This window comes from Croceibacterium selenioxidans (assembly GCF_018599195.1).
Lineage (GTDB): Bacteria > Pseudomonadota > Alphaproteobacteria > Sphingomonadales > Sphingomonadaceae > Croceibacterium_A > Croceibacterium_A selenioxidans.
In genome coordinates this window covers 1570460-1597136 of record NZ_JAHFVK010000001.1, presented here as the reverse complement: position 1 = coordinate 1597136, position 26677 = coordinate 1570460, and the positions used below count along the sequence as shown (strand labels likewise).

The window sequence follows — 26677 nt, the reverse complement described above, 5'->3', positions numbered from 1 at the left end:
AATAGCGCATGAGCCTGCCGCGTATCGCTGTTGATGCGATGGGCGGCGACGAGGGCGTGCGCGTGATGGTCTCCGGCGCCGCGCTCGCGCGGCGTCGCCATGACCAGTTCAAATTCCTGCTCGTCGGTGACGAGGCGCGGATCAAAGCCGCCCTCGAAAACCATCCGAACATGCGCAACGCTTCCGAAATCCTCCATTGCGAGGATGTCGTCGGCGGGCATGAGAAGCCGACGCAGGCCCTGCGCCGGGCCAAGAAGACCTCGATGGGCCTCGCCATCGAAGCGGTGAAGCACGGCGACGCCGGCGCTGCCGTGAGTGCGGGCAACACCGGGGCCTTGATGGCGATGAGCAAGTTGGCGCTGCGGACCATGCCGGGCATCGATCGACCGGCGCTCGCGGCGCTGATGCCGACGCTCGAAGAGCACGACGTGATCATGCTCGACCTCGGCGCCAATACCGAGTGCGATGCGCGCAACCTGGTGCAGTTCGCGATCATGGGCGCCGCCTATGCGCGGATCGTCACCGGGCGCGACAAGCCGCGTGTCCGGTTGCTCAACATCGGGACCGAGGAAACCAAGGGCACCGGGGAATTGCAGGAGGCCGCCCAAAGGCTTCGCGACGCGACGGGCCTTGCCCTGAGCTTCGAGGGCTACGTCGAAGCCGACAAGATCAACCGTGGAAATATCGAAGTCGTGGTTACGGACGGATTTTCAGGCAACATCGCGCTCAAGGCGATCGAAGGGTCGGCGCGTTTCGTGACCGATCTTCTGAAGGATGCGTTCCGCAGTTCGTTGCGCTCGAAAATCGGATTCCTGATTTCGCGCCCGGCGACCGAACTGCTGCGGCACCATCTCGATCCCAACAACCACAACGGGGCCGTCTTCCTCGGCCTCAACGGCGTGGTGGTGAAGTCGCACGGCAGCGCCAATGCCGCGGGTGTGGCCAATGCCGTGGCTGTCGCCGCCCGCCTTCTCGAAGAAAACTTGACCGAACGGATCACGGCTGACCTGGCCGAGCTTGGCGAAATTCGCCTGCGTGAAAACGGATCGGGTGGAGCTGCCAAGTGATCCGATCTGTCTTCAAGGGCTCAGGGTCGGCACTGCCGCCGAAGCTGATGAGCAATCACGAGTTGGCGACTTTCGTCGAGACCAGTGACGAATGGATTCGCGAACGGACCGGCATTACCCATCGCCATATTGCCGGTGAAGGCGAAACGACTGGCAGCCTGGCTATCGCAGCGGCTCGCGCGGCGCTCGTGGACGCCGGAATCGAAGCGAGCGAAATCGACCTGATTGTGCTCGCCACCGCGACGCCGGATAGCACGTTCCCCGCCACGGCCACCAAGGTCCAGGCGGCGCTGGGGTGCGCAGGCGGCGCCGCGTTTGACGTGGCCGCCGTATGTTCGGGCTTCGTCTATGCGCTGGCGACGGTCGACTCGATGCTCCGCACCGGACTTGCGAAGTGTGCGCTGGTAATTGGCGCGGAGACCTTCAGCCGGATTCTGGACTGGGAAGACCGCACCACCTGCGTGCTGTTCGGCGACGGTGCCGGCGCGATGGTGTTCAAGGCTGAAGAGGTCGCGGAAGATGGCCCCGGAGTCCTGGCCTCTCGGCTCCATGCCGATGGCCGGCACAAGGATCTGCTGTTCGTCGATGGTGGACCCTCGACAACCGGTACGGTCGGCAAGCTTCGCATGAAAGGCCGCGAAGTGTTCCGTCATGCGGTGGTGAACCTTGCCGAAGTGCTCGAGGAGGTCCTCGACCAAACCGGCCACACGGCCGCGGACATCGACTGGGTCGTGCCTCATCAGGCCAACATGCGCATCCTCGACGCGACGGCGCGCAAGCTCGGTTTGCCGCCCGAGAAGGTGATCGTCACCGTCGACCGCCACGCCAATACCTCAGCCGCATCGGTGCCCCTTGCGTTCGACGTGGCGCGCCGCGATGGGCGCATCAAGGACGGCGATCTGGTGATGCTGGAGGCCATGGGCGGGGGCTTTACCTGGGGCGCCAGCCTGCTTCGCATATAGCTTGTGAGTTGCGCGTTTAGTCATCTTGCCAAACGCTCGCAATTCAGTCATTTATCGTCCCAGGGGTCGCACGAAAGTAGCTTTGGAGGAACGCACGAGATGATGCGATCCGTTGGTACACTAACGCGCGCCGATCTTGCTGAGACGATCAATCGCAAGTTGGGCTTTTCGCGAGCAGAAAGTTTGGCCTTGGTCGAAGAGATCCTGGCCAAGATGTGCAACGCGATGGCCACGGGCGAGAACGTCAAGATCTCGGGGTTCGGCACATTCATCCTGCGTGACAAGCGGGAGAGAGTCGGTCGCAATCCCAAGACCGGCATCGAGGTTCCGATCACTCCTCGTCGGGTCATGACCTTCCGGGCGAGCCAGAAGCTCAAGGACAGGATCACCAAAGGCGCGTGAGCGACGCGGGGCATCCTGCATTTGACGACGGCAAGGAGCCGGACGCCCTTCGCACGATAGGCGAATTGGCGGCCGGCTTCGGTATCCGCCAACATGTTCTTCGATATTGGGAACAGCAGTTCCCGATGCTTCGTCCGCTCAAGCGTAGTGGCGGGCGACGGTATTACCGTCCGGAAGACGTGGCGCTGGTGGCGACCATCGATCGCTTGATCAATCGCGAGGGATACACCCTCAAGGGTGCCCGCCAGGCGATCGAGAAGGGGACGCCGGCAGCCACGGTCCCGTTGCCGATCTCGAGGGGGCCGGCTTCACCGGCCGATCCCGCGCTCTTGCCGCAACTTCGATCGATCAGGCAAAGGCTCGCCGCGGCGCTCGCGACCTGACGATTTTTCAGTCATCGCTGTAAGACATGCCTCAGCCCTTCGACTAATCAGGTCGAAGGGATCGGATGAGGCATGAACGGCAAGACCGCCAGAGCGGAGCAGGACGCACGTTATCTCGTCGCCGCGCGCACGCACGGTGCGATGATCGAACGGCTGGCCCACGGCTACGAGTTTGATGCGGATTTACGGCGCGATCTCGTTCAGGAGATTCACGCGGCGCTGTGGCGCAGCTTCGCGATCTTCGAAGGACAATGTGCCGAGAAGAGCTGGGTCCACCGTATCGCGCACAATGTCGGCGTCACGCACATGATGACGGGGCGGCGGAAGCGTCGCTTGCCGCTGGTCGGCCTCGAACAGATCGCCGAGTTTCCCGGCAGTGACGATCCCGAGCACAGCACCGGGGAGCGGACGCTGTCCGACCGGCTGCTGGCGACGATCCACCGGCTGGAACCGGCCGATCGCCAGGTCATGTTGCTCTACCTCGAAGACCTGACCGCGGCGGAGATCGGCGAAGTCACCGGTCTTTCGGCTTCCGCCGTGGCCGTCCGTATACATCGGCTCAAGGCGTTGCTCGCCGAGCCCTATCGCGCACAGGAGAAACGGGCATGACTCCCGATGACGATGCCAAGCAAGCGTGGCAGGCCTCGGTCGAAATCGGCGGAGCTTTGCCGCTGGACGAGGTGCGGGCAGGGGCCGACAAGTTCTACCGTTTCGTTCGCCGCCGCAACCTGATCGAGTACGCGGCCTGCGTCGTCGCGCTCGTGGTCTTTTCGGTTTACATCGTGGTCTTGCCCCACGTGCTGCAAAAGATCGGATCGGTGATGATCGTCGCTGGCACCGTGTTTGCCGCATGGCAGCTTCACAGGCGCGCCTCGGCGGTCCCGCCGGAAAATGCCGGAACCATGCCGATCCTGCTTTTCTCACGAGCGCAACTCGTCAGGCAGCGGGACGCCCTACGCACGATCTTCTGGTGGTATATTCTGCCCTTTCTTCCCGGACTGTTCGTCATCATGCTGGGCGGACGGGCGGTGAGGCTAAGCAAGACGGGAGAGACGGCGGCTGTCGGCTGGCAGGAACTGGTGCTGCTGGGCATTATCGGGGCGTCGCTTGGCGGACTGTGGTGGTGGAACCAGAAGGCTGCGGCAAAGCTGCAGCGGCATATCGACGACATCGACGCGCTTACGGGGCGGGGCGCGTGAGGAAGGCCCGCGGGACGATCGGAAGCTGACGGCGAAACGACCAGATCCGGGGTTGACCCTAGCGGACGCGCTCCGGCCCCAGCTCGGAATCGAGGTCTCGTGGACGGGTGAGATGGACCAGCGTGCCGCAGCCGGGCTCGCAGTCGGCCCAACGGCCGATGTCCAACTCCAGCACCGCGAAGGTCGCGGTCGGGTATTTCTCCGCCACCTCGGCGAATAGGGCGTTCTCATTTTCGGCCGCGACCAGGTCGAAGACCAGTTCCTGCAGGCCCGGATTGTGCCCGGCGAGCAAAACGGCGTCCGGATCGCCTTCTACGCCTTGTAGAACATGAATCAGTGTGCTGCTTTCGGCGAGATAGATGCGCTCGTCCCAATGGATGGGAATTTGCAACCGTGCCGCTTGGAGCGTGTCTTTCACGCGTTCGGCGGGGCTGGCGAGGAGCGTGTCCCACCGCACGCCATATTCGCGGATGTGCTCCCCGACGACGGCCGCGCCGCGGCGGCCGCGGTCGTTCAGGCCCCGATCGAAATCGCGCTGCGACATGTCGCTCCAGTCCGATTTCGCGTGCCTCAGCAAACCGAGCCGTTTCACTGCTGGTCCCGTTCCTCTTCCGGCGCCATCGCCGCGCCGTTGCCCCGCTCAGAGAAAACACCCGTCGCGACGCGTTGTAAAGCGTCCGCCAAGGTCAGGCGATGAACGGGCGTGCCCGCGGGAAAGGCGCTCAGCAGCCGCGACGGGAACGCTGAGGACAGGACGATGAAGAACCCGCTGTCTTCCGCCGAGCGAATGAGCCGCCCAAAGGCCTGAGCGAGTCGCGCGCGGATCAGGCGGTCGTCATGCGCGCTCCCGCCGTTGGCGGCACGGCGGGCGCGGTGCAGGATGGAGGGCTTGGGCCAGGGCACTTGTTCCATCACGACGCAGCGGAGGCTACGGCCCGGCACGTCCACCCCGTCGCGCAGGGCATCGGTGCCGAGCAGGCTGGCGTTGGGATCGTCGCGGAAGATGTCGACGAGCGTACCGGTGTCGATTGGATCGACGTGCTGGGCATAAAGCGGCAATCCCGCCCGGGCGAGCCGGTCGGCGACACGGCCGTGGACCGCTCGCAGCCGGCGGATCGCGGTGAACAGGCCGAGCACGCCGCCTTCGCTGGCTTCGATGATGTGGGCGTAGGCGCCGGCCAGCGCCGGGATGTCTCCCTTGGCGATGTCGGTGACGATCAGCACCTCGGCGCGCCCAGCGTAGTCGAATGGGCTCTCGGCACTGGTGAGGAGGGGCTGGCTTTCAAGGTGCGCGGCTCCCGAACGGGCGACCGCGGCCTGCCAATCGTCGCCGTCGCGCAGGGTCGCGCTTGTCAGCATCACGCCGTGCGCGGGTTCCAGCACGACTTTGGCGAAGGGCTTCATCGGATCGAGGAAGTGCCGGTGCAGGCCGATATCGAACTCGCGCGCATCGGAGCGTTCGACCGCGAGCCAGTCGACGAATTCGGGATCGGTCGGACCGCCGAGCCGGTTGAGCAGCGCTTCCCAGGCCGAGAGGGTGTCGATGCGCCAGGCAAGCGAATGACGCGCGCCCTCGATCCTGGCGCGGCCCGCCCCGTCGAGCCAGTCGGGCGCGTCCTCGGCCAGGGCTTCGAGCCTCACGCCCAGCCGGATCAGCGGCTGGCGGATCGCGGCGAGCGCCGCGGCCGCTTGCTGAGACAGCTCCACGAAGTTGCCGTCGAGCTGGGCCGCCTCGGTCTCGATACCATAGCCGGCCTCCTGCCCGCCGCTCTCGTCGCGGGCGTAAGTCACCGCCCGAACGGCGGCGAGGAGCGCTTCGATGGGGCCAAATGGATTGCCTTCTGCGAGCCGCTGGAGCCAGCCATCGCCCGGCAGCGCCTCGGCCGCGTCACAGGCCTGTGCAATCGCCTTGCCGCCAGCCTCGTCGCAGCTGGCGACATCGGCCAGCCTCGCGGCGAGCCCCCTGCGGCGGTTGCGCGAGCCTTTCTCCGGCCCCACGATCCAGCGCTTGAGTTCGATCGCCTCCTGGCCTGTGAGGGCGGCGGAGAACGTGCTGTCGGCCGCCTCGAACACGTGGTGTCCTTCATCGAACACTATGCGCGTCGGACGCTGCGCGTGGTCACGTCCGCGCGCAGCGTTGACCATCACCAAGGCATGATTGGCGATGACCAGATCTGCCTGGGCCGAGGCGCGCGCCGCTCGCTCGATGAAGCACTTCCGGTAGTGCGGGCATCCGGCATAGACGCATTCGCCGCGCTGGTCGGTCAGCGAGCGGATGGCGCGGTTGCGGAACAGGGTGCCGAGCCAGCCAGGCAAATCGCCGCCGATCATGTCCCCGTCCTGGCTATAGGCGGCCCAGCGTGCCACCAAGTGAGCCAGGATGGCCGCGCGCCCGCCGAAGCCGCCCTGCAGCGCATCCTCCAGATTGAGCAGGCACAAGTAGTTTTCGCGCCCCTTGCGCACCACGACGGGGCGGCTGCCATCGGACCGGGCCTCGGGCCACGCGCGCGTACTTTCGCGGCGGAGCTGGCGCTGGAGGTTCTTGGTGTAGGTCGAAACCCAGACCGTGCCTTGGGACCGCTCGGTCCACAGCGAGGCCGGTGCAAGATAGCCGAGTGTCTTGCCGATCCCCGTTCCGGCCTGCGCCAGCAACACGTGCGGCGTACCCCGGCGGTCCCGCGGAGCGAACACCCGACCCGCCTCCTTCGAGTAGGCGCGCTGACCCTCTCGCCGTTCCGCCCCATCGCCGGTAAGGTCTTCGAGCCGGGCTTCGATCTCGCGTTCATCGAGGGAGACCTGCGCAGGCTGTGGCCGCTCGGGGGCCTCCTCCCATTCGGGCAGCTTGGAGAAGAGCCATTTCTCTGCCCGATCGGGCCTCCGGATATGCGGGGCAATCACCTGGGCCCAGGGCCAGCGCAGGCGAGTGAGCGACTGCAGGCCGCTCCAGGCGCCTTCCCGTTCGACCCAGTTCTCGCTCTCGCAGTTTTCGATCAGCGCGCCTGCAGCCTCTTGCAGCAAGGCAGGGACGGCGTCGTCACTTGTGGGTTCTGGCAAACCGAGTGCGTGCGCCAGGCCCTTTGGCGTCGGCACCACGAAGCGAGCCGGATGGACGAAGGCAAATAGCTCGAGCAGGTCGAGTCCCGACAAGTCCGGGTAACCCAGCCGCGTTGCCACCAATGGCGCATTGAGCAGAAGGAGCGGGGTGTCCGCCGCTGCCATAATGGCCTCGCCCTTGCCGACGGCGCGGGTATCCCCGTTCGGCCTTCGCAGCCACGTGCCCGCATGGCTCGCATGCAGAGCGGGAAGGGGGACGGCCGGCATGCCATCCTGATGCTGCGACAGGAACGAAAAGTAAACGCGAATGGGTTCTCGCTAGCGGCTTTTCCCGCACCGAGACGCATTTTGGCGTAATCTGCGAACTCGGTCCGCCCCAACAATCTTTCGGCCCATCTTGTCCCGCTCTTGGAAAAAGGGCGGAAAAACAGGGCTCTTCCGATCAACATGAACAAAACGTCAGGGAACGCGAATCGCGCCATGGCCATTTTGGGCCTTGCTATGAAGAAAACACGCAACAGCTCGCTAAGCAGTGCCTCCGTGATTGCCACGGCCATGCTGCTTGGGGCCACTCCGGGGTTTGCGCAATCCGCCGAGCCTTCGGTTAGCCCGTTCCCTGAGGTCGCCGCGCCGGCTCCATTGCCCGAAACCAGCCCGACCAAGACTGCCGAACCGGTGATGATCTCATCGCCGGTGGTTCAGCCGATCCCAGAGCCCGAACCGGAAGCAGTTCCCGCCGCTTCGACGGACCCTGTCGCTGCCGCTCCCACGACACGAACCGTGCAACGAGCGACCGCACCGCGCGAGGCTGAGGCGCCGCGTGCGGCCCCTGTGGCCGTAGCGGATCCGGCACCGGCAGCGAAACTCCCCGCGGCTCCGGTAGACGTGGTTCCGTTTGAGCCTGGCGAGCCGGCTCCGGTGGTTGACGAGGCTCCGGCCGCGCCAGTCGACAACCAACTAGCCGACGACTTGCTACCGATTGGGCTGGGCGGACTCGCCGTCCTGGCCCTCGCGGTGTGGGGCTTTATTGCCATCGGACGGCGTAAGCCCCTTGACCGACGCGCCGCGAGCGGTGCGCGGCCTGCGCCGAAGCCTGTCGAACGACAGGTACCCGCCACGCTGGGCGCTTCGCCGGTCGTCGCCACGCCCGTACCGGCGCGCATTTGGTCGCAGAACCTGGCGCCCACTCAGCCGGCGAACCTGGCTCACTCCGGCGCCGGTGTGGCTTTGCCGCGGACGATGCCTGCATCTTTCGAGGAGCGCGACGCCCTCCTCAAGCGGATGGTCGCCGCCAAGCCGGACCGAGCCAACCCCTTCGTGGGCTACAAGGCCCGAATGAAGCGCGCTCGGTTGATCCTGCAATCGCTGGGCCGCGATTTCACCGACGCCGAGCCCTGGATCGACCTCAGCCAGTATTCCGCGAACTGGCCTGAGCTGTCGCGGAGCAAGACTGCCGCTGCCTGATCACCCGAGGCAGCGTAGAAGGGGCGGCTACTCCACGGCCGCCCCTTCGCGCATGGTGCGAAGATATTAACCACTTCATGCGATAGCTCTTGCCGAATTGCGTAGGCTTGGGGGCACGCATGAGCGGTTTTGGGCGAAAGGGGCTCGGGGTTGAAGGCGCGGCTGCGACCGCGGCTTCGGTCGGACTGGGCCTCGACGGATTGCACAACTCGGCACGACGGCATGGGTCGTTCGGTTCCCTCGCTGGGCTGCCTTCGGGTGACCCGGACTTGGCGCGGCGGCGTGAAGCGTTCCTGGCTTCGGAACGCGCGCGCAAGGCGGAAGCCGGAGACGACCATTCCAACGAGGGCGGCGCTTTCAAAGGCAAGCCGACAGGTGATCGCAGTCTGCCCATGGCTTACCTGCTGTGGTTCATTCTCGGAAACCTCTCCGCGCACAGGTTCTATCTGGGCGCCTACCAATCGGCGGTGATCCAGTTCTTCGTCGGCGTATTTTCGTGGATGCTGATCTTCACATCGGCCACTACCGGAGATGGCGGGTTCGGCATCGCGGGGTTCGCCGTGCTCGTGGGCTGGGGTCTATGGGTCCTAGGCGACGTGTTCTTCATCCATCGCCTCTACAAGAGGCGCTACCGCCGGCCGAGCGAGGTCGCCGCGACCTTCGCCTGACCGGCGGGCTTATCGCAGTCAGCTAGCGGCCCTGGCTACGCACTGCCAGCTCTTGGGGTCGTTTGCGTCTCCGGTGCCCTTGTAGTGCGCAACCGTTGGCCAGGCGCAATGCGGCCGGGTTAACGAGCCGTCGGCCTTGGTCCCGACGAGCACTTCGGGTGCCGTCCCGCTTTCCTTCCAGCTGTCGAGGGCATCGAGCCATTCGACCTCGTCGGCGCCGGGCCCGCCACGGCAGTGCTCCACGCCCGGTAGAGTGAAGTAGCGCATCGATTGCGGAGCGGCGTTGTTCTTGGCCAGCACGGCACGGACATAGTCGTTGGTGCCGACCGGGCTCGGGCCGGGGTCGTTCTCGCCATGCCACAGTATCAGCTTGCCGCCGCGGCCGAAGAAGGCCGACAGGTCGGGGTTCTTTGCCTCGTACATCGCGGCAAAGGCGCTGCCGCGCAGGGTTTGCACGTTGGCGAGGGTCATGGTGGCGAGGTCGATCGGTTGATTGCCGAAGATGAGCGGCAACAGACCCCGCAGGCCGCCGCCCCCGCTCGGGTCGGTGCCGGCGCCATTGGTGCCGACGAAAAGGCTCCAGCCGGTCTCGCCGCCACGGCTCATCGGGAACATGCCCCACTGGCCGTCGGGGGTGCGGACGCCGTCGTACACCGTGCGCAGCGCGGTCACTTGCGCCGGGGCGAGGCAGGTGGCGTTCTTGGCGCCTGAGCACTGGATCGTCGCGGGGTCCCAGTTGCACTGGCGCGGATCGGCGATCAGGCCGTCCTTGAGGCCATCGGCAGCGTCGCAGCTGGCCAGGGCGGAGGACTTGGCGAGCGCGAGGTCCTCGGCGGTGAAGCCACCGTTGTTCTTGGCGAATGTCTGGTTGCGCAGCACGGCGCTTGTCTGGACCTGCAGTGTGTACACCGGGGCCCCCGCGCTGATGGCGTCGTAGTCCGCCGGGAACCGTTGCGCCGACATCAGCGCCATGCGTCCACCGGTCGAGCAGCCCTGGAAATAGGCACGGCGGTGAGGCTGGTCGTAGTAGGCTTCGACCAGCTTCTTGCCCGCGACGGTCATCTCGTGGATGCCGCGCCAGGCGAAGTCTTTCGCCGCTTCCGGATTTGCGGCCCAGCTCGTGTCCCACACGTTGGTGGAATCGTGGCCGGCGTTCGTCTGGAACGTGGCGTAGCCCTTCTTCAAACCTTCGCTCGCAGCCTGGATGGTAATGTTACCGGCCCAGCCGCCGCCGCCAATACCAAGGACCTTGCCGTTCCAGCTTGCCGGCAGGCGATAGACCACGCCAATTGTGGAGCCGGGGACGGGGGACAGCGTGCCGGTGACCTCGCAAAAGCTGGGCAGGCCGTTGGCCCCGGGAACCCACTTCCCGCTGGCGTTGGCGGCACCGAGCATCGAGGCGCTCACCGCCGCACAAGTATCGGCCCCGGCGAGAGCGGGAGAACCGGCGGGGCTCGTGGTGGCCGTTTCGCTGGTCGTGCAGCCTGCTGTCAGCGCGGCGAGCGCGACTGTTGCGAGAAATCTCATTGGCGACCCTTTCAAGGCGTTGTCAGGCGAGCCGTGCACTGGCGATGCGCCAGCCGTCGTTGCCCTTGATGAACTCGGTGACGAGGACCTGGCGTTCCTCGTGTCGGTGGCTGCCCTGTCCCTGGAAGCGAGCCATCTGTTCGAGGGTCGAGTGGCCGGTGAACTCGGCCTCTCGTTCTAAGGTGCAGGCGCAGCGAGCCTTGGCGGAAAGACCGTTCTCGGCGAATTCGAGCGATATCTCGTGCCCCAGATCCTCGGCGATCGAGCGGACGTCCTGTCCGAGATCTATGCTCTCGGGCGAAGCGATGAACTCAGCACAGTCGGCAGCGCCGTTGAGGTAGCGCAGAAACTTGCGCTGGAGCGCTTCGATCGACCGCTCATCTTCCAGCCGGGCGAGTTTGGCCCGACTGTCATCGGCCGCGAGGGCGGCAGCTGGCGCAGCCGCTGCGATCGGAACGGCGACAAGTGCGCTCGATTTCAGGAAACTGCGGCGGTTCGTGGCGGATAGCTTTTCCATCTCGTGTCCTCCTCAGGCCGCGGGGAAGAATTTGTCGACGTTGAACTTTCCGGCATGCCGGGCAGGCGCGCCGACTGCGCTCATGCTGAGGCCGTTCTTGCCGCAATGATAGCCGATGCCGGCATCGTGCATGGTGCGCATGTTGATCAGGATCGTGCCGAGCGTCCCGTTGCACGCCTCTTCCTGCCAGCGCGCGAAGTAGAGCTGGTCGCGGATCTTCACGAAATCCCCGCTGCCGCTCCACTCGGTCGCGAAGTGCCCCGTTGGCGTCGGGATGATCCAGGAGGTCGTGTTCGGCGTCGAATAGAGGTGCATCGAATTGAGGCCCGGCGAATACTCCCAGGTGAACGCCCGGCCCAGCAAGTCACTCGTGCGCTCGTGCCGCTTGGTCCCGGGATCGGGAATGCCTTGGCCCACGATCTTGCCGAACAGCGTCTCGGCGCCGGCCTCGTTGGCGAAGTAGGGCGTATTGAGGAACCCGTGATAGTTGGTCGCGAGGCCCGCATCGAGGTCGATCACCGCGATATGGCCGTCGTGATTGGGCTCGCCCTGCAGCAAGTGGCCGAAGATGAACGCCCCCGGCATGACTTCCCACGCGTTGTAGCGCGCTTCCTTCCAATCCCCTGCACCGTTCCTGCGCCACTGCAGGCTGTCGGCGGTGGTGAAGCGGTACTCCATCTGAGGCCCGTCGTCGTAGTGGATGGCAAAGGCCTTGCCCGCCAAGTCGCCACTGGGCTTGGTGCCGTTGCCGGCCATCGGGCTTGGGCGGTCGAACACGTGGGTGTTCTCCGCCACGACCTTGGCGACTTCGGCCGGGGTCATCTTGTCCATCGTCGCGACCGGGCGATAGATCCGCCGCTCGCCCTTCTTGGCGTTCTCGATCTTGAGCGGCTCGGCGCTGAAATCGCCCAGCTTCTCGAATCGGGCGAGCTGGCCGAGCCACTCGCCGGTGCCGCGGAACATGTAGTACTCGAGCTCGTCAGCGCCGTTGAACCCGAGGCGGAGCCCGGCCTGCAGCAACCGGTTCACATCCACCAGGTACATGTGCAGCAAGCCAGAGAACTCGCTCTCCACGCGCGCCACCAGATAGAGGTCTTCGGTCAGCTGGATGTAGTCCATCGGCGCCGAATAGCCGCGCTTCCCCTTGAGACGGTCAAGCTCGACCCAGTGAGTGTAGGTGACCGAGGGATAGTATTCGATCGTGCGGTTGCCGGTATCCTCGGTCCACGCGAACGCGCGCCCCTCCAGCCGCAGCGTCGGCGCGTGCCGCTCGGTCGGAGGCTCGCTATCGCCGGACTGGACATAACCGTGCCACACCGCCCGGTTGACTTCGCGGTCGTGCGGGGAGGGTCCGCCGCCGAACCACAGCTCGAACACCGTGGCGAGATTGCTGTGACGGTCCCAGGCGATCGCATATCCGCGCGTCGAGTCAGGGACGAGGTGGGAGATCAGCGTCACATGGTCGAGCGTCAGCGCGCCATACCCGGCCTCTGCCCCTTCGAACGAGACCTTGTTACCCTGTCCGAACTGCCAGCTCAGCGTGCCGGCTCCGTCGGTCACGACGCGCAGGTTGGTACCCGCCAGGTCTGTTTCGAGCGGCCCCTTGCTCCCCGGACCGCCCCGCGCCGGCCCCGCAAGCTTGGCCTGCACCTGCGCCGCGGTCAGCTGCGTGAACGGATACCGGAATAGCGGCACGTCCGGATAGGCTTGCAGGGCCATACCCCATCTCTCCCTGTTGTGTTCTCTTTGTGCGCTTACCTGCCACAGCGGGGCGTCAGCGCAAGCGGGGATTGCGGGAATTTGGCCGGATCGCCTACCGCTCGCTGCTCGTATCCACGCTTGCTTCGACAGACATGCCGGGCCGCAGGCGCCGTGCCAGCGGCTGGTTGGGATCGATAGCGATCCGCACCGGGATGCGTTGCGGCACCTTCACAAAGTTGCCGGTCGCGTTGTCGGGCCGGATGACCGAGAACTCGCTGCCCGCCGCAGGGGCGATCTGTTCGACGCGGCCCTGGAGTTCGCGCCCGCCGAGTGCATCGACCCGCACACGCGCGCGTTGACCCGGCTGGATATCGGCGGTCTGCGCTTCCTTGAAGTTGGCTACGACCCAGATCTTCTCCGGCACCACAAACAGCAGCTGCGTGCCGGCGGTGACGAATTGGCCCAGGCGCACGCCAACTTCGCTCACCTGGCCCGCTTGCGGCGCAAGGATTCGGGTGTTGTCGAGATCGATCTGGGCGACCTTCAGCGCTGCGCGCGCGTTGGCCACGCTTGCTTCCAGCCCGCCGCGCCCGACGGTCACGCTGCGCACCTGTTCCTGCGCCACGGTGCGCTGCGCCTCCGCCTGACGCACAGCGGCTTCGGCCTGCTGTTGCGCCGCCAGCGCCTGGTCACGCTCCCGCGTGGTGATCCAGCGTTGCGCGTAGAGTTCGCCGATGCGGCTCATGTCGGCCTGGGCTCGGGCCAACTGCGCCCGCGCGCTTTCGATCGCCGCCTGCTGACCGACCACTGAGGCTTCGCTCGATCTCTGGCTCTGTTCCGAGTTCGCGAGGTTGGCGATCTGCGCTTGGAGGGTGGCTTCGGCCTGCTGCACACGCTGGCGGTAGGTGCGGTCGTCGATCTGCACCAGAGGGTCGCCTGCCTTCACCTGTTGGAAGTCCTGGACGTAGACCTTCGTCACATAACCGCTCACCTGCGGGGAGATCACCGTGGTCTGGCCGCGGACGAAGGCGTTGTCGGTAGTCTGGACCGAGCTGTGGAACGGCGGCAGGTCCCAGGCATAAAGGGCCAGCAGCGCGCCGGCTAGCAGGACCACCAGGAACACGATGGTCATCTTCGGCCCGCTCTTGGGCGGGGCCCAGCCGCTGGCTTTGGGACCCACCTGGTCGGGGCTTTCCAGCGGGTCCTCTTGCCTCACGTGCGCGGGATCGGGCTCTTCCTCGACAGGTGAGGGCGGCGGCTTGTCTTCGGGAGGCTGGGTGTCGCTCACTGGCTGGGCCTCAGTTTCTGAATGGCTGCGAGTTCCTTGGCCAGCGGGTTAATCCCGTACCACCGGAGATAGAGCCAGCGACTGCCGAGATAAGCGAAAGCCACCGCTGATAGAACGGCAATCAGGAGGAACACGTCGTTAAAGGCCATGATGTTCGCCTCGCGCGTGACTTGCTGGGTGAGGAGCTCGATCCCCCGCTTCTGCAGCAGCACCTGATCGGTTACCACTTTGCCATAGGCTCCGCTCAACTGCCTGACCCGCAGCGCGACCTGCGGATCGGTCGCCAGCATGCTCTGGACCAACTCGTTGAAATGGTAGCGCTGACGAACGATCTGAAACGTGCCGAGCATCGCGCCGCCCCCTAGCCCACCGAGCGTTTGCGCGATGCTGAACACGGCGGAGAAGCTCACCATGTGACTAGGCCCCTTGGCCAGGGCGCGCAGGATGCCGAGCATCATCGTCGGTCCGAGGAAATAGGCCGCGGCGAAGCCGATCATGCCCTGCGTCACATAGAAGTCGGCGGGGCGGGTGAGGTTGCTCGAGTGCGAGTCCAGCCAGGCGCCGAGGCCAATCAGCGCGACCGAGAGCACGATGGGTTTGAGCAAGTCGTTCGGATTCAGCGTCACCAGGCTGGCGATCACCCCGGCCAAGGTGGTCACCACCAGTACCAGGTTGAAAATGATGAGCTGATCGTTGCCCATGCCGACGACGGAAAGGAGGCCCACGGCGCCATAATTCTGCTCGCCCAGCAGCAAGCGCACAGTCGCCGCCACCAAGGCGAAGCGCAGCACTCCTCGCGTTCGCATCCAGCGGGTGTTGAGCATCGGGTTGGCGCGGTTATGCTCGATCACCATAGCCGCGCCGATCAAGACGACCGAAGCCGCAAAGGCATAGCCGATCCACGGCGTCGTCCACCACACGATCCGCCCCTGCGTCAGCACCGCCAGCAGCAGCATCATGCCCGGTGCGAAGAGGGCGAAGCTCGCGAAGTCGAGCTTCTCGAACACGTTGGCGGTCTCGCTCGGAGGCAACCGCAAAAGGGCGATGCTACCAAGGCAGATCAGGCTCAGCGCGAATTCGAACATGTAGAGGTTGGTGATCTCGCCATTTGCCAGCAACAAGGGCGAGATTACCCGGGCTAGCGGCAACGCGACCTGCGTCAGTCCCACCCCCAGGATCATTCCGCCGAGCCGCGCTTTCGCCGGCATCGCCTGCATGATGTAAAAGAATCCCAGCGGGGTGAACCCGGCGGCAATTATCCCCGCTCCAGCGCGCAGCGCGAGCTCCAGCCCATAGCTATGCACCACGACTTGCACGCCGGAGATTGCCACGAACCCGAGCAGAAACACCCGAGTAAGCCGCTGCAGGCCGAACTGCTGGCGGAACTTGATCAGCATGAAGCTCGTGCAGACATTGGTCATCGAATAGGCGGCCGTCAGCCAAGCCCCCTCGACGCTCGTCAAACCCAGCGCTCCCTGAATTTGGGGCAAGTTGCCGATCAACAGGCCGTTGGCGAGCCCCGCGGTCAGCGCGACAAGGACGCCGATCGCAAAATAGCCGATCCGGCGCGGCATAGGGTGCGTCGGCGTGGCCGGGGATCCGGGCATGACCGGCCGCTCATGCGGCGCGAACTCATAGGTCAAAGTCTGCGGCGCCACCCCGTTCCCGTTCAGAAGCGCGATTGCTCATGGGTACAATGATCTACGGAAGACTCGGTTTCCTTGGAGAGCTGTCGCGGCGGGGGAGTACGGCGGCCTTCGCATCTTTTGCCCGTCAAGGCCTGCGTCTGGTCCCTACCGTCGAATGTCAGCAAAGGCTTGCACCGCGGGCCGCCATCCGCAAAGGCCCAAGCATGATTGACGACGCGCTGATTTCCGCCGCCCGAGTGTCCAAGGCCTGGCCGTTCCAGGAGGCCATGAAGCTCGTCAAACGCTATCCGGACGGAAAGCCCGGCGGGGTGCCGGTGCTGTTCGAGACCGGCTACGGTCCGTCGGGCCTGCCGCACATCGGCACGTTCCAGGAAGTCCTGCGCACCACGCTCGTCCGCCGGGCCTACGAGATTGTCTCGGGGGGTGCGCCAACGCGCCTGGTGGCGTTCAGCGACGACATGGATGGGCTGCGCAAGGTACCCGACAACGTGCCGCAGCAGGAGATGATGGCGCGGCACCTCGGTCAGCCGCTCAGCCGACTGCCCGATCCCTTCGGCAAGTTCGAAAGCTTCGCGCATCACAATAACGCCATGCTGCGCGACTTCCTCGACCGCTTCGGCTTCGAGTACGAATTTGTCGCCGCGAGCGACCGCTACAACTCGGGCGCCTTCGACGCTCCGCTGGTTCGGGTGCTCGAGACGTTCGACGCCATCATGGACATCATGTTGCCGACGCTGAGGGCGGAGCGGCAGAAGACCTATTCGCCGGTGCTGCCTATCAGCGAGAAGAGCGGCGTGGTACTCCAGGTTCCGGTCCAGGTGGTCGACGCTGCGAACGGAATCGTCCGCTTCGAAGACGAGGGCGAGACGGTCGAGCAGTGCGTGTTCGGCGGAAAGGCCAAACTGCAGTGGAAGGTCGACTGGGCCATGCGCTGGTATGCGCTTGGCGTCGACTACGAGATGAGCGGCAAGGACCTGACCGACAGCGTCACCCAATCCGGCCGCATCGTCCGAGCGCTCGGCGGGCGTATGCCTGAAGTCATGATCTATGAGCTGTTCCTCGACGAAAAGGGGGAGAAGATCTCCAAGTCGAAGGGCAATGGGCTGACCATCGAGGAATGGCTGACCTACGGCACCGAAGAGAGCCTGGGCTTCTACATTTTCCGCGAGCCGAAGAGTGCCAAGAGCCTCCATGTCGGCGTAATCCCCAAGGCGGTGGACGAATATTGGCAGTTCCGGGCCAAAATCCCCGAGCAGCCGATCGAACAGCAACTCGGCAATCCGGTCTGGCACCTGCTGCGCGCCAATGGCTATCACGGTGGCGAGGGCGATACGCTGCCGGTAAGCTACGCCTTGCTGCTCAACCTCGTCGGGGTGTTGGGCGCAGGGGCGACGCACGAACAGGTGTGGAGCTACCTGGGTAACTACATTCATGATCTGAACCCCGCGCACCATCCCGAGCTGGATGCGCTGATCAACCGGGCGCTCGCCTACAATCGCGACTTCATCGCGCCGACCCTCAAGCGCCGGGCGCCCGAGCCCAACGAGGCCGCTGCCTTGCGGGCACTCGACGAGGAACTGGCACGCTCGGGTGAAGATACTCCGGCGGAGGACTTGCAGACCGCCGTCTACGAGATCGGCAAGAAGGAAGAGTACGGCTTCGACAGCCTGCGCGACTGGTTCCGCGCTCTCTACGAGACGCTGCTCGGTTCAAGCCAGGGGCCGCGCATGGGCAGCTTTATCGCGCTCTATGGCGTGACCAATACCCGCAAGCTGATTGCCGAGGCGCTGGAACGAAGCGCGTGAGGATCAGAGCCAACGGCGGCAGCGGTACCATTTGGTAACGATGTACTTCACGCCGCGGACCACTGGTGTGCCGGCGTGGATCGTCCAGGGGTTAGGGACGCCTTCCGGATCCGCGTTGTTCCAGATGAGCAGCGCGCCGGGCTGAGGCTCGACCTTGAAGCCGAGGCGCGGAAAGTGCGTTGCGCCTCCTTCCTCGACCTCGTTGAGGTAAGCCATGGCGGTGATCGACCGCTGCCCACCTCGGTTCTTTTCTGTTTCCCAATAGGGAGTGCCCCCGGGAAACCAGTCCGCGTGGGCCTGGAATTCCTGGCCCACCATGTAGCGCTGCCCCTGGATCGTCTCGCCGAACGTCGGATCCATCCCAAGCAGATCGTCGATCCGCCGTTGCAGGCCTTTGATAAACGGATCGTGCGGATCGACGTCGCCGGAATAGGAGGTGCGGTAGCCGCTCGAATACTCGGCGTCGAAAGCCCGGCTCGGCTTGGCAATGGCATCCACCATCGCGATGACTTGTCGGCATTCCTCGGGCGTGAAGAAGTTGCCGACCGCCCAAAGCTCGGCTTGCTCGCAGGGAATCTTATAGGCGTCCTTGTTGGCGCCGAGCCGCTCCCGCACCTTGCGACCAATCTTGCGCAGGCGCGGCTGGTCGCTCGTATCCTCAGGGGGCGGGATGTGGATCTCCGTCATGGGCGGACCCTATCCATCGACGGCCAGTCCAGGCAAGCCCTTGAAAATGGACAAGCAGAAGCCCCCGCTCCTTTCGGGGCGAGGGCTTCGCTCCTGCCGGGCCACTCACACCGGCAGAAGGGCAGTTACCAGAAGAAGTTGTAGATCACGTCGACCACTTCACCGGTGAAGGTATTTACCAGGACCACGTCGTCATAATAGCGAACCCAGCGGTAAGGGCCGTAGACCTCTGGCAGGCGATACTGCCATGGGTTGCCGATCCAGTAGCTGTTGCCGAAGAACAGGGAGTCGAGGTGGAACCCGACGCCCAGTTGCCGGTAGGCGTAGTTGCGATAGGGCGCGTAATAGGCGCCCAACCGGTAGTTGTAGCGGTTGCTGTTACGATAGCGCTGCCAGTCATAGCGGCTATTGTCGCGCCAGCGGCGGTCCCACTGGCGGTAGTCGTGCCGATCGCCACGGTTCCAATCGCCTCGGTCATTCCGAGCGTAGCGTCCGTTGCGCCAATCGTTGTCGCCGCGCCGGTCGTCCCGATTTTGCCAGTCCGGCCTGCCATCGCGATCTCGATCTCGATCGGAACGGTCAACCTTGCCATCGCCTCGGCGATCGTTGTCGCGGTGCTGCCAGTCTTGTCGATTGTCGCGGTCACGGCTGGCGTCCCGATAAGTCGGGTTGCGGTTCTGGTCGGTGTAAGTGCGATTTCGCTCCTGTCCCGCCTGTCGCGGCTGGCCCGCCTGAGGCCGGGATCGGCTGCCGAGCCATTCCTGCAAGCGCGCGTTCTGTTCGGCACGTTGCTGGTTGCGGCTATCCCCTTGCGGCTGTCCCCGTGTCGCGCGCTGTGTGACCTGGGCTTGCTGACGAGCAGGGACTGCACGATTGCCCTGTGGGGCCGCAGGTGTGGGACGCTGTTCTGCGCGCGCGGCGTTCTGCTGGGGGGCGCGCTGCTCAGGGGTCGGACGCTGGGCAGGTGCCTGGCGCTGCGCTTGCTGGTCGCTCTGACGCTCCGCGCGAGCGGCGGGTTGCGCTCTGCGAGCCTCGGTGCGCTCTGACCAGCTTTGCTGGCGCTGCGAGGTCTGCTCTCCGCGACCACCGTTCCGGCCGCCGCGATCCTGTGCGGAAGCGGGAACCGATAAGCTGCTGGCGACGAGCGCGACTGCCAAAGCAGACCACCCGACGCGCCCTTTCAAACTTTGATGTGACATTGACGGCATCTCCAAACTCTACCGCCAAGTGGCTGCGGCTGATGAGTCGGTGATATTCCGTCGGGGCTGTCCGACAACTGAACCGGTCGGACAGCCTTATGTTCATGTTTCAAGCATTCAAGATGAACGTCAACGGGTCAGCTTCTTGTAGGCCAAGCGTGTAGGACGATCGGCCGCATCGCCGAGGCGGCGACGCTTGTCTTCCTCGTAAGACTCGAAATTGCCCTCGAACCATTCGACATGGCTGTCGCCTTCGAAGGCCAGGATGTGCGTCGCCAGACGGTCGAGGAAGAAGCGGTCGTGGCTGATGACCACGGCGCAGCCCGCGAAGTTCTCGATCGCATCTTCGAGCGCGGCTAGAGTCTCGACGTCGAGGTCGTTGGTCGGCTCGTCCAGCAGCAGCACGTTGCCGCCCGTCTTGAGCATCTTGGCCATGTGCACGCGGTTGCGCTCACCGCCCGAAAGTTTGCCGACATTCTTCTGTTGGTCCTGGCCCTTGAAGTTGAACGCGCCGACATAGGCGCGAGTCGACATGTCGTGTCCGTTTACCTTCATGTAGTCGAGGCCGTCAGAGATCTCTTCCCAGACGTTGTGCTTGGGATCCAGGTGATCGCGGCTCTGGTCGACGAAGCCCAGACGAACCGTCGTCCCGACCTCGATCGAGCCCGAGTCAGGCTGCTCCTTGCCGGTGATGATCTTGAACAGCGTCGACTTGCCGGCGCCGTTTGGCCCGATCACCCCGACAATGCCGCCTGGGGGCAGGGTGAAGCTCAGATTCTCGAACAGCAGCTTATCGCCGTACGCCTTCGAGATATTGTTGACCTCGATAACCTTGCCGCCAAGCCGTTCGGGGACCTGGATGACGATCTGAGCCTTGCCGGGCTTGCGGTCGTTCTGAGCTTCCTGCAGCTGTTCGAACTTACGGATACGCGCCTTGGACTTGGTCTGACGCGCAGCGGGAGTCTGCCGGATCCACTCGAGCTCCTCCCGGAGTGCCTTCGAGCGCCCGCTCTCCTCGCGTTCTTCCTGGGCCAGGCGCTTGGCCTTCTTTTCCAGGTAGGTCGAGTAGTTGCCTTCGTAGGGAAAATACTTGCCGCGATCGAGCTCGAGGATCCAGTCGACCACGTGGTCGAGGAAGTAGCGGTCGTGGGTGATCATCAGGACCGCGCCGGCATATTCCTTGAGGTGGTTTTCGAGCCATTCGACCGATTCCGCGTCGAGATGGTTGGTGGGCTCGTCGAGCAGCAGGATCGAAGGCTTCTGAATCAGCAGCCGGGTCAGCGCCACGCGGCGCTTTTCTCCGCCCGAAAGGCTTTCGACGCCGGAGTCGCCCGGCGGACAGCGCAGCGCTTCCATGGCGATCTCGAGCTGGTTATCGAGCGTCCAGCCGTCGACAGCGTCGATCTTCTCCTGCAGTTCACCCATTTCGGCGCCGAGCGCGTCGAAATCGGCGCCGTCCTCACCCATCTCGATACCGATCTGGTTGAAGCGCTCCACCATGTCGGCCACGTGACGGGCGCCGTCCTTGACGTTCTCGAGCACGGTCTTGGTCGGATCGAGCTCGGGCTCCTGGGCAAGATAGCCGACGGTAATATACTCGCCGGGCCAAGCCTCGCCGGTATACTCCGTGTCGATCCCGGCCATGATCTTCATGAGCGTCGACTTGCCGACGCCGTTCGGGCCCACGATGCCGATCTTGGCGCCCTGGTAGAATTGCAGGTTGATGTTTGACAGCACCGGCTTCTGAGCGCCGGGGAATGTCTTCGTCATGTTCTTCATGACGTATGCGTACTGGGCGGCCATGGTCGTCCTTGGAAAATCTTTATGGGGAGATTGCGGCGCAGATAGGCGGTGCAGAGGCGGGGGGCAAGCGGGCAGGAACTATGACTGGGAACGCCCGCTGACACCAAGCTCACGACAACGCGGATCGCTGGGGCAGGGGGCGGCCGACAGGTTCATCCGCTCACGACCTTGATCTCCACGATCTCGATCGCGTCGCTCGCGTTGCCGAAGGGAAGGGTTTCGCCTGCTTCGGCTCCCAGCATGGCGCGGCTCAAGGGGGCGTTAAAGGAGAGCAGGCCCGCGGCGGGATCGGCCTCATCGTCTCCGACAATCCGAAATGTCTTGAGTTTGCCGTTGAGGAGAAGGCGGACTTCCGTCCCGAACTCCACCTTGTCGCCAAGCGGGAGCGGGGCAAGCTCGGCAGTCACCTGGCGGGTATTCCAATAGCGCAGGTCGCGCTGGAGCTTCTTGATAGCTTCAGGATCTTCGATGCGACCAAGCTGAGCTTCGAGTTCGGAAATCCGTTCCCTGATCAGCGCCAGGCCCCGGCCCGTAACGAGGTTCGGGCCAGCTGGAATGGGAAGCTCGAACTTGGGCTCCAGATGTTCCTCGTCACTCTCGCGACGGAATGCCACGCTCATCGGGTGATCTCTCTTTCTCGTTCCTCAAGTCGCGCAAGATGGGATGCGCAAGATCGCTTTACCAGCAGCCCCTCGTGCCTGAGGCGTGGCTGTTGATTAGCTACCTCCGGTCTCTGGACCGGCGCAAGTTCGCACCCTAGCGCCGCCGCATGGCTATCATTGCGACTATCATGAACACTGTCACCGGACGTCCGATCCAGAAGATGTCGTTCGGACGAATGCCTAAGCCTTGGTCGAGCTTCAATCTCGCCACCGGTGAACTGGTCACGGCCGAGCGCATCGATATCGGAAAGCCCGCTCCTGGCAAGTTCGTCGCTCCTGTCGACGTCTGGGTGACTGTAAAGTCGGCAGAGTAAATCGGGCGCCAAATTGCGGCGATGAGCCGTGGCGTGGCAGACGTTGCTGTTTGCTCCGCCGCAGCTATCCGCTAGCACTTGGCGATGGACTTCGATGATCTGTTGCAGCGCTATTTCGGCACATCCGACCTCTCGGATGCATCCGCGGCAATGCAGACCGCCGCCCTCGATCGGCTTCGGGTGGACTTCGGTTTGGAGACCGATCGCGCGCGACGTTTTGCGCTATGGTCGGTGCTCTATATGCTCGGACAAGCGCCCGATCTGGATGTGGCGTTCAAGGACGAAGCCGATCGCGAAGCCGCTCGAAACCTGATGGACTTGCTCGACGCCGGCGGTGGCAACTGACCGACTCAGCGCGGTAAGGCCCACGGCCTGGCGCAAGGTGGTCGGGGAGACAGGATTCCAGACCGGAATAGCTCTCGCCCAGAGCCACGGATTTCCGCGGTTCTCGCAGGATTGCCCGCGCTGTGTGACTCGGTTGTGTGTACCCGTCTAGTGCCATTGAGCGATACTTGGGGACGCAGAGTTGGCAACGGACGATCCGCACGAAGACATCATGGCCAGCGGCGCACTTCAATGCCGCATGACAAGCCGAACAGATGGCCGCGCAAACCAGCACATCGCGACGGCCTAAGTACGCATTTGCCAACGGAGGGCCGTCCACACACGGCCATAGACGTCCCTTAGTGAGTCAACGGGGCAGAGTTGATGCTCGCATCCAGTCAAACTGCCTCATCACCCGTTGGGGAGCAGGGCCGCCAATATCTCTCACAGAGCTCTACGGGATCGTCGCCCAACTTGGGTGCATCCGGAAAAAAGCCCAGCTCACGCCACTGCTCTAACCCCTTCCAGCTAGCGAGCGGATTCAAGTAGGCTAGGCAAGCCTCTTCCTCGAACAGGTGTGCATCCTGAAGACGCATATGCGGGGGTGGCGGGTTTCCGTTCGTCACCCACTCGTGAATCTCAGCCTGAAGCGCATCGCTAGGCGAGGGTGACTTACGCCGCCGCATCCGAACTTTTAACCTCTGATATGCGCGCATGGCTGCTGCAGTCATCAGTTGCTCGGGACCTCCTTCAAGCAGCGGCAGAAGAGCTCTCAGGCGAGAGACCTCTCCAATCAAACGCGCTGCTTCGATTTCTGACAAACCGGCTCAAGCCCTTCGTGGACGAAAACTATCGGACGCGGCCGGGTCGCCTGGACACAGCGATCTTCGGTGCGAGCATGGCCGGCGTCATGGCGGGCGCGATTTTGGTTGAAGCGCAACAGGTATTCGGACGCGGCGCCTGCATGTCGCCCAACTGGCCCATCTACGACAACCGCTTCATCGACTACGAGCAATTGCTGTCGATCTGGCCGAGCTACTTTGGCAGGCTGGGAGCGCCCGAAGGCAGGCGTCTATGGCTCGATCACGGGACAGAAATGGGACTGGACGCGGGGATAACGCCACACCAGGTCAATATCGCCGATCGATTGGTCGAGTTGGGATGGGTGCGGGGCTGCAATCTGCAGACGCGAGTTTATCAGGGCGCTGGTCACGCATTTGCGCAAACCGCAGTGCAAATGGACGAGGTGCTCGCGTGGCTGCTTGCTTAGACTCACGAAACTGAGTCGAAAAAGCGGACCTCGACCAACCTCCGCAACGGGTCGTTTGCAGATCGTCCGCTTTCCAGGGTGGAAATTCCAGAACCAGATTGTCGACGCGACCGTCAATCGCCATGTGGGCAGTATGGCGGAGGCGCATCCTTCTACCGCCAGACGCGGACGTTTATGTCCGGCGTCTGGCGGTACCTTCGGGGCGTAAGCCGGCGAAGGACTCAACTTCCGGCAATCGTTGCCTGTCTTGCGAGGCGGACAACCTGGACGGCCAGGCCGACCAGGAGAAAGACCAGCAGTCCTCCCTGGGCGCCTAGAAGCAACGGCGATTTCAGGTCTGTGACCAGGGGGTGGCCATCGGGGACCCGACGCAGCACTTCGGTAATGGTCGGCAGCATCAGGAGAAACGCGCTCAGGCTCAGAGAGATGGTTTCGATGTATCGGGCTGCGCGAGCCCGGCCCAGGATGCGCTCGGCCCCATAGCCTGCAAGCAGGAGCAGAATGGTCGCGGTACCGAGAGCGTAGCTGACCGGAGCATGGGCTATGAGGAACACCGTGACGGCGCCGACAAGCATGGAAACGAGATAGACGGTGCCCAGTGGGGAGTGGGGAACAATTCGGCCGTGCCGGACAAACATGTAAAGAGCCACGGGAATGGCAGGAAGGCTGCCGATCGTGTGGATCCAGCCAAGCGTTGAAATCCCAAACATGGTGCGTGACCTTTCTGATCTGTGGGGGGAGGGGTGCCCAAGCGACTGGTCTCCGGCCTACGAAGACGCGTGGATCGCCTTCGCAGGCCACCGCGGCCTTAGGCACTCACGATGCGAAGCTGGTGGAGCGAGAAAGGTCCTTCCACGCGTTGATTTCGCTCCGCATCCCGTCGAGCTTCTGGTTGACTAGCTCCAGCGCATCATCGCCCAGGAACAGCCGCACGGGCGGATTCGCGGCGTCGACCAGTGCGAGCAACGCCCGCGCGGCCTTGGCCGGATCGCCCGGCTGGTTGCCGCTCTTGGCCTGTCGGCCGGCGCGGATCGGGTCCATGACAGCGTCATAGTCGGCAATGCTGCGCGGCGTGCGATCCATCGAGCGCCCGGCCCAATCGGTACGGAATTGGCCGGGAGCGAGCGCCGTCACCCGAATCCCGAAGCCCGCCACTTCCTTGCCGAGTGCTTCGGAGATGCCTTCGAGCGCAAACTTGCTGCCGCAATAAAATGTGATTCCGGGCAAGGTGATGAAGCCGCCCATGGACGTGACGTTGACTATATGGCCGCGCCGCCGTTCGCGCATGCCCGGGAGCACTGCCTTGATCATCGCGACCGGCCCGAAGACGTTGGCGGCGAACTGGCGCTGGAGATCGTCCATGGAGGATTCCTCGAGTGCGCCTTCGTGGCCGTAACCGGCATTGTTCACCAGCACCTCGACCGGTCCCGCCAGCCGTTCGGCTTCGGCGACCGCCGCCGGGATCGCCTCGAAATCGGTCACGTCCAGCGTGACCAGGTGAGCGCGACCGGGCGCCAGCGCGGCGAAGGACTCGGCGTCGCCCTTCCGCCGCACCGTGCCGATCACCCGATGGCCCGCTTCAAGTGCGCCCAGGGCAAATGCTCGCCCCAGCCCGGAACTGACGCCGGTGATGAGGAATGTCTTGGGAATGGATGTCATGGTGCAACTCCGGGCTATGAATCTAACTATATCATGATATAGATACGGCATGACACGAGACAAGACCCAGGCTGTTCCGACCGCCGCACGGGGCGAGCCGCTTCGCGAGCGGGTGATCGATGCTGCGGAGCGGCTGCTCCGCCGGGGCAAGGCCGATTTCTCGATGCGCGACCTTGCCGCCGAAGCCGGGGTCAGTTTCGCGACGCCGTTCAATCAGTTCGGGAGCAAGGCCGCGATCATGCATGCCCTCTCGGGGCGGCGGATCGATACGATGGCAAAACGCTTTGCCGAGATGTCGCCGCCTCCCGATGCCGCCGGCCGGGTGCTGTTGGCCGTCGACACGGCGGTCGAGGTGATGCTCGAAGAGCCGGAGATAAACCGAGCCGTGATGGGGTGGATCGGCACGGCCGGCCCGTCCACCGGAACGGTCCTGGCGCACTCCACCACCTTATGGTCGCTGGCCCTGGGAGCCGGCGACGGCTTGAGTGTTGAGGGCAGGCAGGAGGCGCTGCGCTGCTTGCCAGAACAGCTCGCCTTCGCCTTTCGCGGGGTTCTGTCGTTCTGGACCGCCGGCGAACTATCGAGTGATGCTCTTGCCTCGAATGCGCGAGAGATCACGAAAACCTTGCTGCGTGGATTTGCTGGGCGGCCGCTGTCCCGCGAGTCCGCATCCTGAGCTTCCGTTCGAAGGCGCACTTCGCGAATGAGGGTTGCGTGTCGCCGAGCCATTGTCCGGTCTCCTTTGTGAAGGTCTCGGAGTAGGACACGACGCCGGCGGGTTATTCCGGATTCGCACCGCTATCGTCGAAAACAACCGCTCATCGCTCTTGCGACGCGCGCTCGCGTCAGCGGCGCGATCGGCCCGCTTGAAGCGGCTCGCTGTGACCTCAATTTCGAAACCGGACTGCCGACCGTGGGAGCCGAGCCCATCAGCCTGGCAGCGGACCGTGCCGTGCGCGCCGGCAAGCTACGTGCCTTCGCGGAAGATCGCATCCGTGGCCACCGCTAGAGCGCCCTTGGTCCGTCACGGACCGGGCAACCTAGGAAGGTAGATCATGCGCAATGCATTTCGG

The 26677-nt window shown here is 64.2% G+C and carries 26 protein-coding genes; 13 read left to right on the top strand and 13 right to left on the bottom strand.

What is annotated here, in order from left to right:
* Positions 1-8 precede the first annotated feature (8 nt).
* The 6 genes from plsX (at position 9) to KK137_RS07765 (ending at position 4013) form a co-directional block, all read left to right on the top strand.
* Positions 9-1067 carry a phosphate acyltransferase PlsX gene (gene plsX / locus KK137_RS07790; RefSeq protein ID WP_214535568.1) on the top strand — a complete coding sequence of 353 codons (1059 nt, stop codon included), beginning with the start codon at positions 9-11 and terminating at the stop codon, positions 1065-1067.
* Positions 1064-2029, top strand: a complete 966-nt coding sequence (locus KK137_RS07785; protein ID WP_214535567.1) for a beta-ketoacyl-ACP synthase III — start codon at positions 1064-1066, stop codon at positions 2027-2029. The genes plsX and KK137_RS07785 overlap by 4 nt, the downstream gene beginning before the upstream one ends.
* Positions 2030-2128: 99 nt before the next feature.
* Positions 2129-2431 (top strand): integration host factor subunit alpha, encoded by a 303-nt coding sequence (locus KK137_RS07780; protein WP_214535566.1) that lies wholly within the window; start codon positions 2129-2131, stop codon positions 2429-2431.
* The gene (locus KK137_RS07775; RefSeq protein WP_214535565.1) at positions 2428-2814 is read left to right on the top strand and encodes a MerR family transcriptional regulator; all 387 of its coding nucleotides are present in this window, start codon (positions 2428-2430) and stop codon (positions 2812-2814) included. The genes KK137_RS07780 and KK137_RS07775 overlap by 4 nt, the downstream gene beginning before the upstream one ends.
* Positions 2815-2886: 72 nt before the next feature.
* Positions 2887-3423, top strand: a complete 537-nt coding sequence (locus KK137_RS07770) for an RNA polymerase sigma factor (RefSeq protein WP_250893617.1) — start codon at positions 2887-2889, stop codon at positions 3421-3423.
* Entirely contained in the window at positions 3420-4013 is a 594-nt protein-coding gene (locus KK137_RS07765) for a hypothetical protein (RefSeq protein ID WP_214535564.1), read from the top strand. The genes KK137_RS07770 and KK137_RS07765 overlap by 4 nt, the downstream gene beginning before the upstream one ends.
* A 58-nt stretch (positions 4014-4071) precedes the next feature.
* Here the strand turns inward: KK137_RS07765 and KK137_RS07760 are convergent, their stop codons facing one another.
* Together KK137_RS07760 and KK137_RS07755 are read right to left on the bottom strand one after the other, a co-directional pair.
* Complete coding sequence (locus KK137_RS07760) at positions 4072-4605, bottom strand: SixA phosphatase family protein (RefSeq protein ID WP_214535563.1); 534 nt, start codon at positions 4603-4605, stop codon at positions 4072-4074.
* Positions 4602-7334 carry an ATP-dependent DNA helicase gene (locus KK137_RS07755; protein ID WP_214535562.1) on the bottom strand — a complete coding sequence of 911 codons (2733 nt, stop codon included), beginning with the start codon at positions 7332-7334 and terminating at the stop codon, positions 4602-4604. Before KK137_RS07755 ends, KK137_RS07760 begins: the two co-directional genes overlap by 4 nt.
* A 234-nt stretch (positions 7335-7568) precedes the next feature.
* Here KK137_RS07755 and KK137_RS07750 point away from each other — a divergent pair, with 234 nt between their 5' ends.
* Together KK137_RS07750 and KK137_RS07745 are read left to right on the top strand one after the other, a co-directional pair.
* The gene (locus KK137_RS07750; protein WP_214535561.1) at positions 7569-8531 is read left to right on the top strand and encodes a hypothetical protein; all 963 of its coding nucleotides are present in this window, start codon (positions 7569-7571) and stop codon (positions 8529-8531) included.
* A 119-nt stretch (positions 8532-8650) separates the two neighbouring features.
* Entirely contained in the window at positions 8651-9199 is a 549-nt protein-coding gene (locus tag KK137_RS07745; protein ID WP_214535560.1) for an NINE protein, read from the top strand.
* A gap of 18 nt (positions 9200-9217) precedes the next feature.
* Here the strand turns inward: KK137_RS07745 and KK137_RS07740 are convergent, their stop codons facing one another.
* The 5 genes from KK137_RS07740 to KK137_RS07720 form a co-directional block, all read right to left on the bottom strand.
* Positions 9218-10726, bottom strand: coding sequence for a tannase/feruloyl esterase family alpha/beta hydrolase (locus tag KK137_RS07740; RefSeq protein ID WP_214535559.1), 1509 nt, complete (start codon positions 10724-10726; stop codon positions 9218-9220).
* A 22-nt stretch (positions 10727-10748) separates the two neighbouring features.
* Positions 10749-11243 carry a hypothetical protein gene (locus KK137_RS07735; protein WP_214535558.1) on the bottom strand — a complete coding sequence of 165 codons (495 nt, stop codon included), beginning with the start codon at positions 11241-11243 and terminating at the stop codon, positions 10749-10751.
* Between the two features lie 12 nt (positions 11244-11255).
* The gene (locus KK137_RS07730; RefSeq protein WP_214535557.1) at positions 11256-12962 is read right to left on the bottom strand and encodes a MoaF N-terminal domain-containing protein; all 1707 of its coding nucleotides are present in this window, start codon (positions 12960-12962) and stop codon (positions 11256-11258) included.
* A 94-nt stretch (positions 12963-13056) separates the two neighbouring features.
* On the bottom strand, positions 13057-14232 hold the full coding sequence (locus KK137_RS07725) for an HlyD family secretion protein (RefSeq protein ID WP_338028005.1): 1176 nt from the start codon (positions 14230-14232) through the stop codon (positions 13057-13059).
* Entirely contained in the window at positions 14229-15839 is a 1611-nt protein-coding gene (locus KK137_RS07720) for an MFS transporter (RefSeq protein WP_214535556.1), read from the bottom strand. The genes KK137_RS07725 and KK137_RS07720 overlap by 4 nt, the downstream gene beginning before the upstream one ends.
* A gap of 245 nt (positions 15840-16084) precedes the next feature.
* On the opposite strand from KK137_RS07720, the gene KK137_RS07715 reads away from it, so the two are divergent.
* A complete protein-coding gene (locus KK137_RS07715) occupies positions 16085-17686 on the top strand; it encodes a lysine--tRNA ligase (protein WP_214535555.1) in 1602 nt (533 codons plus the stop codon).
* 3 nt (positions 17687-17689) lie between these two features.
* Here the strand turns inward: KK137_RS07715 and KK137_RS07710 are convergent, their stop codons facing one another.
* The 4 genes from KK137_RS07710 to KK137_RS07695 form a co-directional block, all read right to left on the bottom strand.
* Entirely contained in the window at positions 17690-18373 is a 684-nt protein-coding gene (locus tag KK137_RS07710) for a prolyl hydroxylase family protein (RefSeq protein ID WP_214535554.1), read from the bottom strand.
* A 125-nt stretch (positions 18374-18498) separates the two neighbouring features.
* Positions 18499-19530: an RcnB family protein gene (locus KK137_RS07705; RefSeq protein WP_214535553.1), complete on the bottom strand. Its 1032-nt coding sequence runs from the start codon at positions 19528-19530 to the stop codon at positions 18499-18501.
* A 171-nt stretch (positions 19531-19701) separates the two neighbouring features.
* Complete coding sequence (ettA, locus tag KK137_RS07700; RefSeq protein ID WP_214535552.1) at positions 19702-21375, bottom strand: energy-dependent translational throttle protein EttA; 1674 nt, start codon at positions 21373-21375, stop codon at positions 19702-19704.
* 152 nt (positions 21376-21527) lie between these two features.
* On the bottom strand, positions 21528-21995 hold the full coding sequence (locus tag KK137_RS07695) for a GreA/GreB family elongation factor (RefSeq protein WP_214535551.1): 468 nt from the start codon (positions 21993-21995) through the stop codon (positions 21528-21530).
* A 149-nt stretch (positions 21996-22144) separates the two neighbouring features.
* Here KK137_RS07695 and KK137_RS07690 point away from each other — a divergent pair, with 149 nt between their 5' ends.
* The 3 genes from KK137_RS07690 (at position 22145) to KK137_RS07680 (ending at position 23945) form a co-directional block, all read left to right on the top strand.
* Positions 22145-22351, top strand: a complete 207-nt coding sequence (locus KK137_RS07690; protein WP_214535550.1) for a hypothetical protein — start codon at positions 22145-22147, stop codon at positions 22349-22351.
* A gap of 84 nt (positions 22352-22435) precedes the next feature.
* Complete coding sequence (locus tag KK137_RS07685; RefSeq protein ID WP_214535549.1) at positions 22436-22696, top strand: hypothetical protein; 261 nt, start codon at positions 22436-22438, stop codon at positions 22694-22696.
* Positions 22697-23342: 646 nt separating this feature from the next.
* Positions 23343-23945 carry an alpha/beta hydrolase-fold protein gene (locus KK137_RS07680; RefSeq protein WP_214535548.1) on the top strand — a complete coding sequence of 201 codons (603 nt, stop codon included), beginning with the start codon at positions 23343-23345 and terminating at the stop codon, positions 23943-23945.
* 221 nt (positions 23946-24166) lie between these two features.
* Here KK137_RS07680 and KK137_RS07675 read toward each other — a convergent pair whose 3' ends face one another.
* The gene (locus tag KK137_RS07675) at positions 24167-24655 is read right to left on the bottom strand and encodes a hypothetical protein (RefSeq protein ID WP_214535547.1); all 489 of its coding nucleotides are present in this window, start codon (positions 24653-24655) and stop codon (positions 24167-24169) included.
* Positions 24656-24761: 106 nt separating this feature from the next.
* Positions 24762-25604 (bottom strand): oxidoreductase, encoded by an 843-nt coding sequence (locus tag KK137_RS07670; RefSeq protein ID WP_214535546.1) that lies wholly within the window; start codon positions 25602-25604, stop codon positions 24762-24764.
* 49 nt (positions 25605-25653) lie between these two features.
* On the opposite strand from KK137_RS07670, the gene KK137_RS07665 reads away from it, so the two are divergent.
* Entirely contained in the window at positions 25654-26280 is a 627-nt protein-coding gene (locus KK137_RS07665) for a TetR/AcrR family transcriptional regulator (RefSeq protein WP_214535545.1), read from the top strand.
* Positions 26281-26677: the final 397 nt, after the last annotated feature.

Coding starts and splice junctions, on each gene's coding strand:
- plsX (WP_214535568.1), top strand. CDS start 9: ATGAGCCTGCCGCGTATCGCTGTTGATGCGATGGGCGGCGACGAGGGC.
- KK137_RS07780 (WP_214535566.1), top strand. CDS start 2,129: ATGATGCGATCCGTTGGTACACTAACGCGCGCCGATCTTGCTGAGACG.
- KK137_RS07770 (WP_250893617.1), top strand. CDS start 2,887: ATGAACGGCAAGACCGCCAGAGCGGAGCAGGACGCACGTTATCTCGTC.
- KK137_RS07765 (WP_214535564.1), top strand. CDS start 3,420: ATGACTCCCGATGACGATGCCAAGCAAGCGTGGCAGGCCTCGGTCGAA.
- KK137_RS07755 (WP_214535562.1), bottom strand. CDS start 7,334: ATGCCGGCCGTCCCCCTTCCCGCTCTGCATGCGAGCCATGCGGGCACG.
- KK137_RS07750 (WP_214535561.1), top strand. CDS start 7,569: ATGAAGAAAACACGCAACAGCTCGCTAAGCAGTGCCTCCGTGATTGCC.
- KK137_RS07745 (WP_214535560.1), top strand. CDS start 8,651: ATGAGCGGTTTTGGGCGAAAGGGGCTCGGGGTTGAAGGCGCGGCTGCG.
- KK137_RS07740 (WP_214535559.1), bottom strand. CDS start 10,726: ATGAGATTTCTCGCAACAGTCGCGCTCGCCGCGCTGACAGCAGGCTGC.
- KK137_RS07735 (WP_214535558.1), bottom strand. CDS start 11,243: ATGGAAAAGCTATCCGCCACGAACCGCCGCAGTTTCCTGAAATCGAGC.
- KK137_RS07730 (WP_214535557.1), bottom strand. CDS start 12,962: ATGGCCCTGCAAGCCTATCCGGACGTGCCGCTATTCCGGTATCCGTTC.
- KK137_RS07720 (WP_214535556.1), bottom strand. CDS start 15,839: ATGCCCGGATCCCCGGCCACGCCGACGCACCCTATGCCGCGCCGGATC.
- KK137_RS07715 (WP_214535555.1), top strand. CDS start 16,085: ATGATTGACGACGCGCTGATTTCCGCCGCCCGAGTGTCCAAGGCCTGG.
- KK137_RS07710 (WP_214535554.1), bottom strand. CDS start 18,373: ATGACGGAGATCCACATCCCGCCCCCTGAGGATACGAGCGACCAGCCG.
- ettA (WP_214535552.1), bottom strand. CDS start 21,375: ATGGCCGCCCAGTACGCATACGTCATGAAGAACATGACGAAGACATTC.
- KK137_RS07695 (WP_214535551.1), bottom strand. CDS start 21,995: ATGAGCGTGGCATTCCGTCGCGAGAGTGACGAGGAACATCTGGAGCCC.
- KK137_RS07690 (WP_214535550.1), top strand. CDS start 22,145: ATGGCTATCATTGCGACTATCATGAACACTGTCACCGGACGTCCGATC.
- KK137_RS07685 (WP_214535549.1), top strand. CDS start 22,436: ATGGACTTCGATGATCTGTTGCAGCGCTATTTCGGCACATCCGACCTC.
- KK137_RS07675 (WP_214535547.1), bottom strand. CDS start 24,655: ATGTTTGGGATTTCAACGCTTGGCTGGATCCACACGATCGGCAGCCTT.
- KK137_RS07670 (WP_214535546.1), bottom strand. CDS start 25,604: ATGACATCCATTCCCAAGACATTCCTCATCACCGGCGTCAGTTCCGGG.
- KK137_RS07665 (WP_214535545.1), top strand. CDS start 25,654: ATGACACGAGACAAGACCCAGGCTGTTCCGACCGCCGCACGGGGCGAG.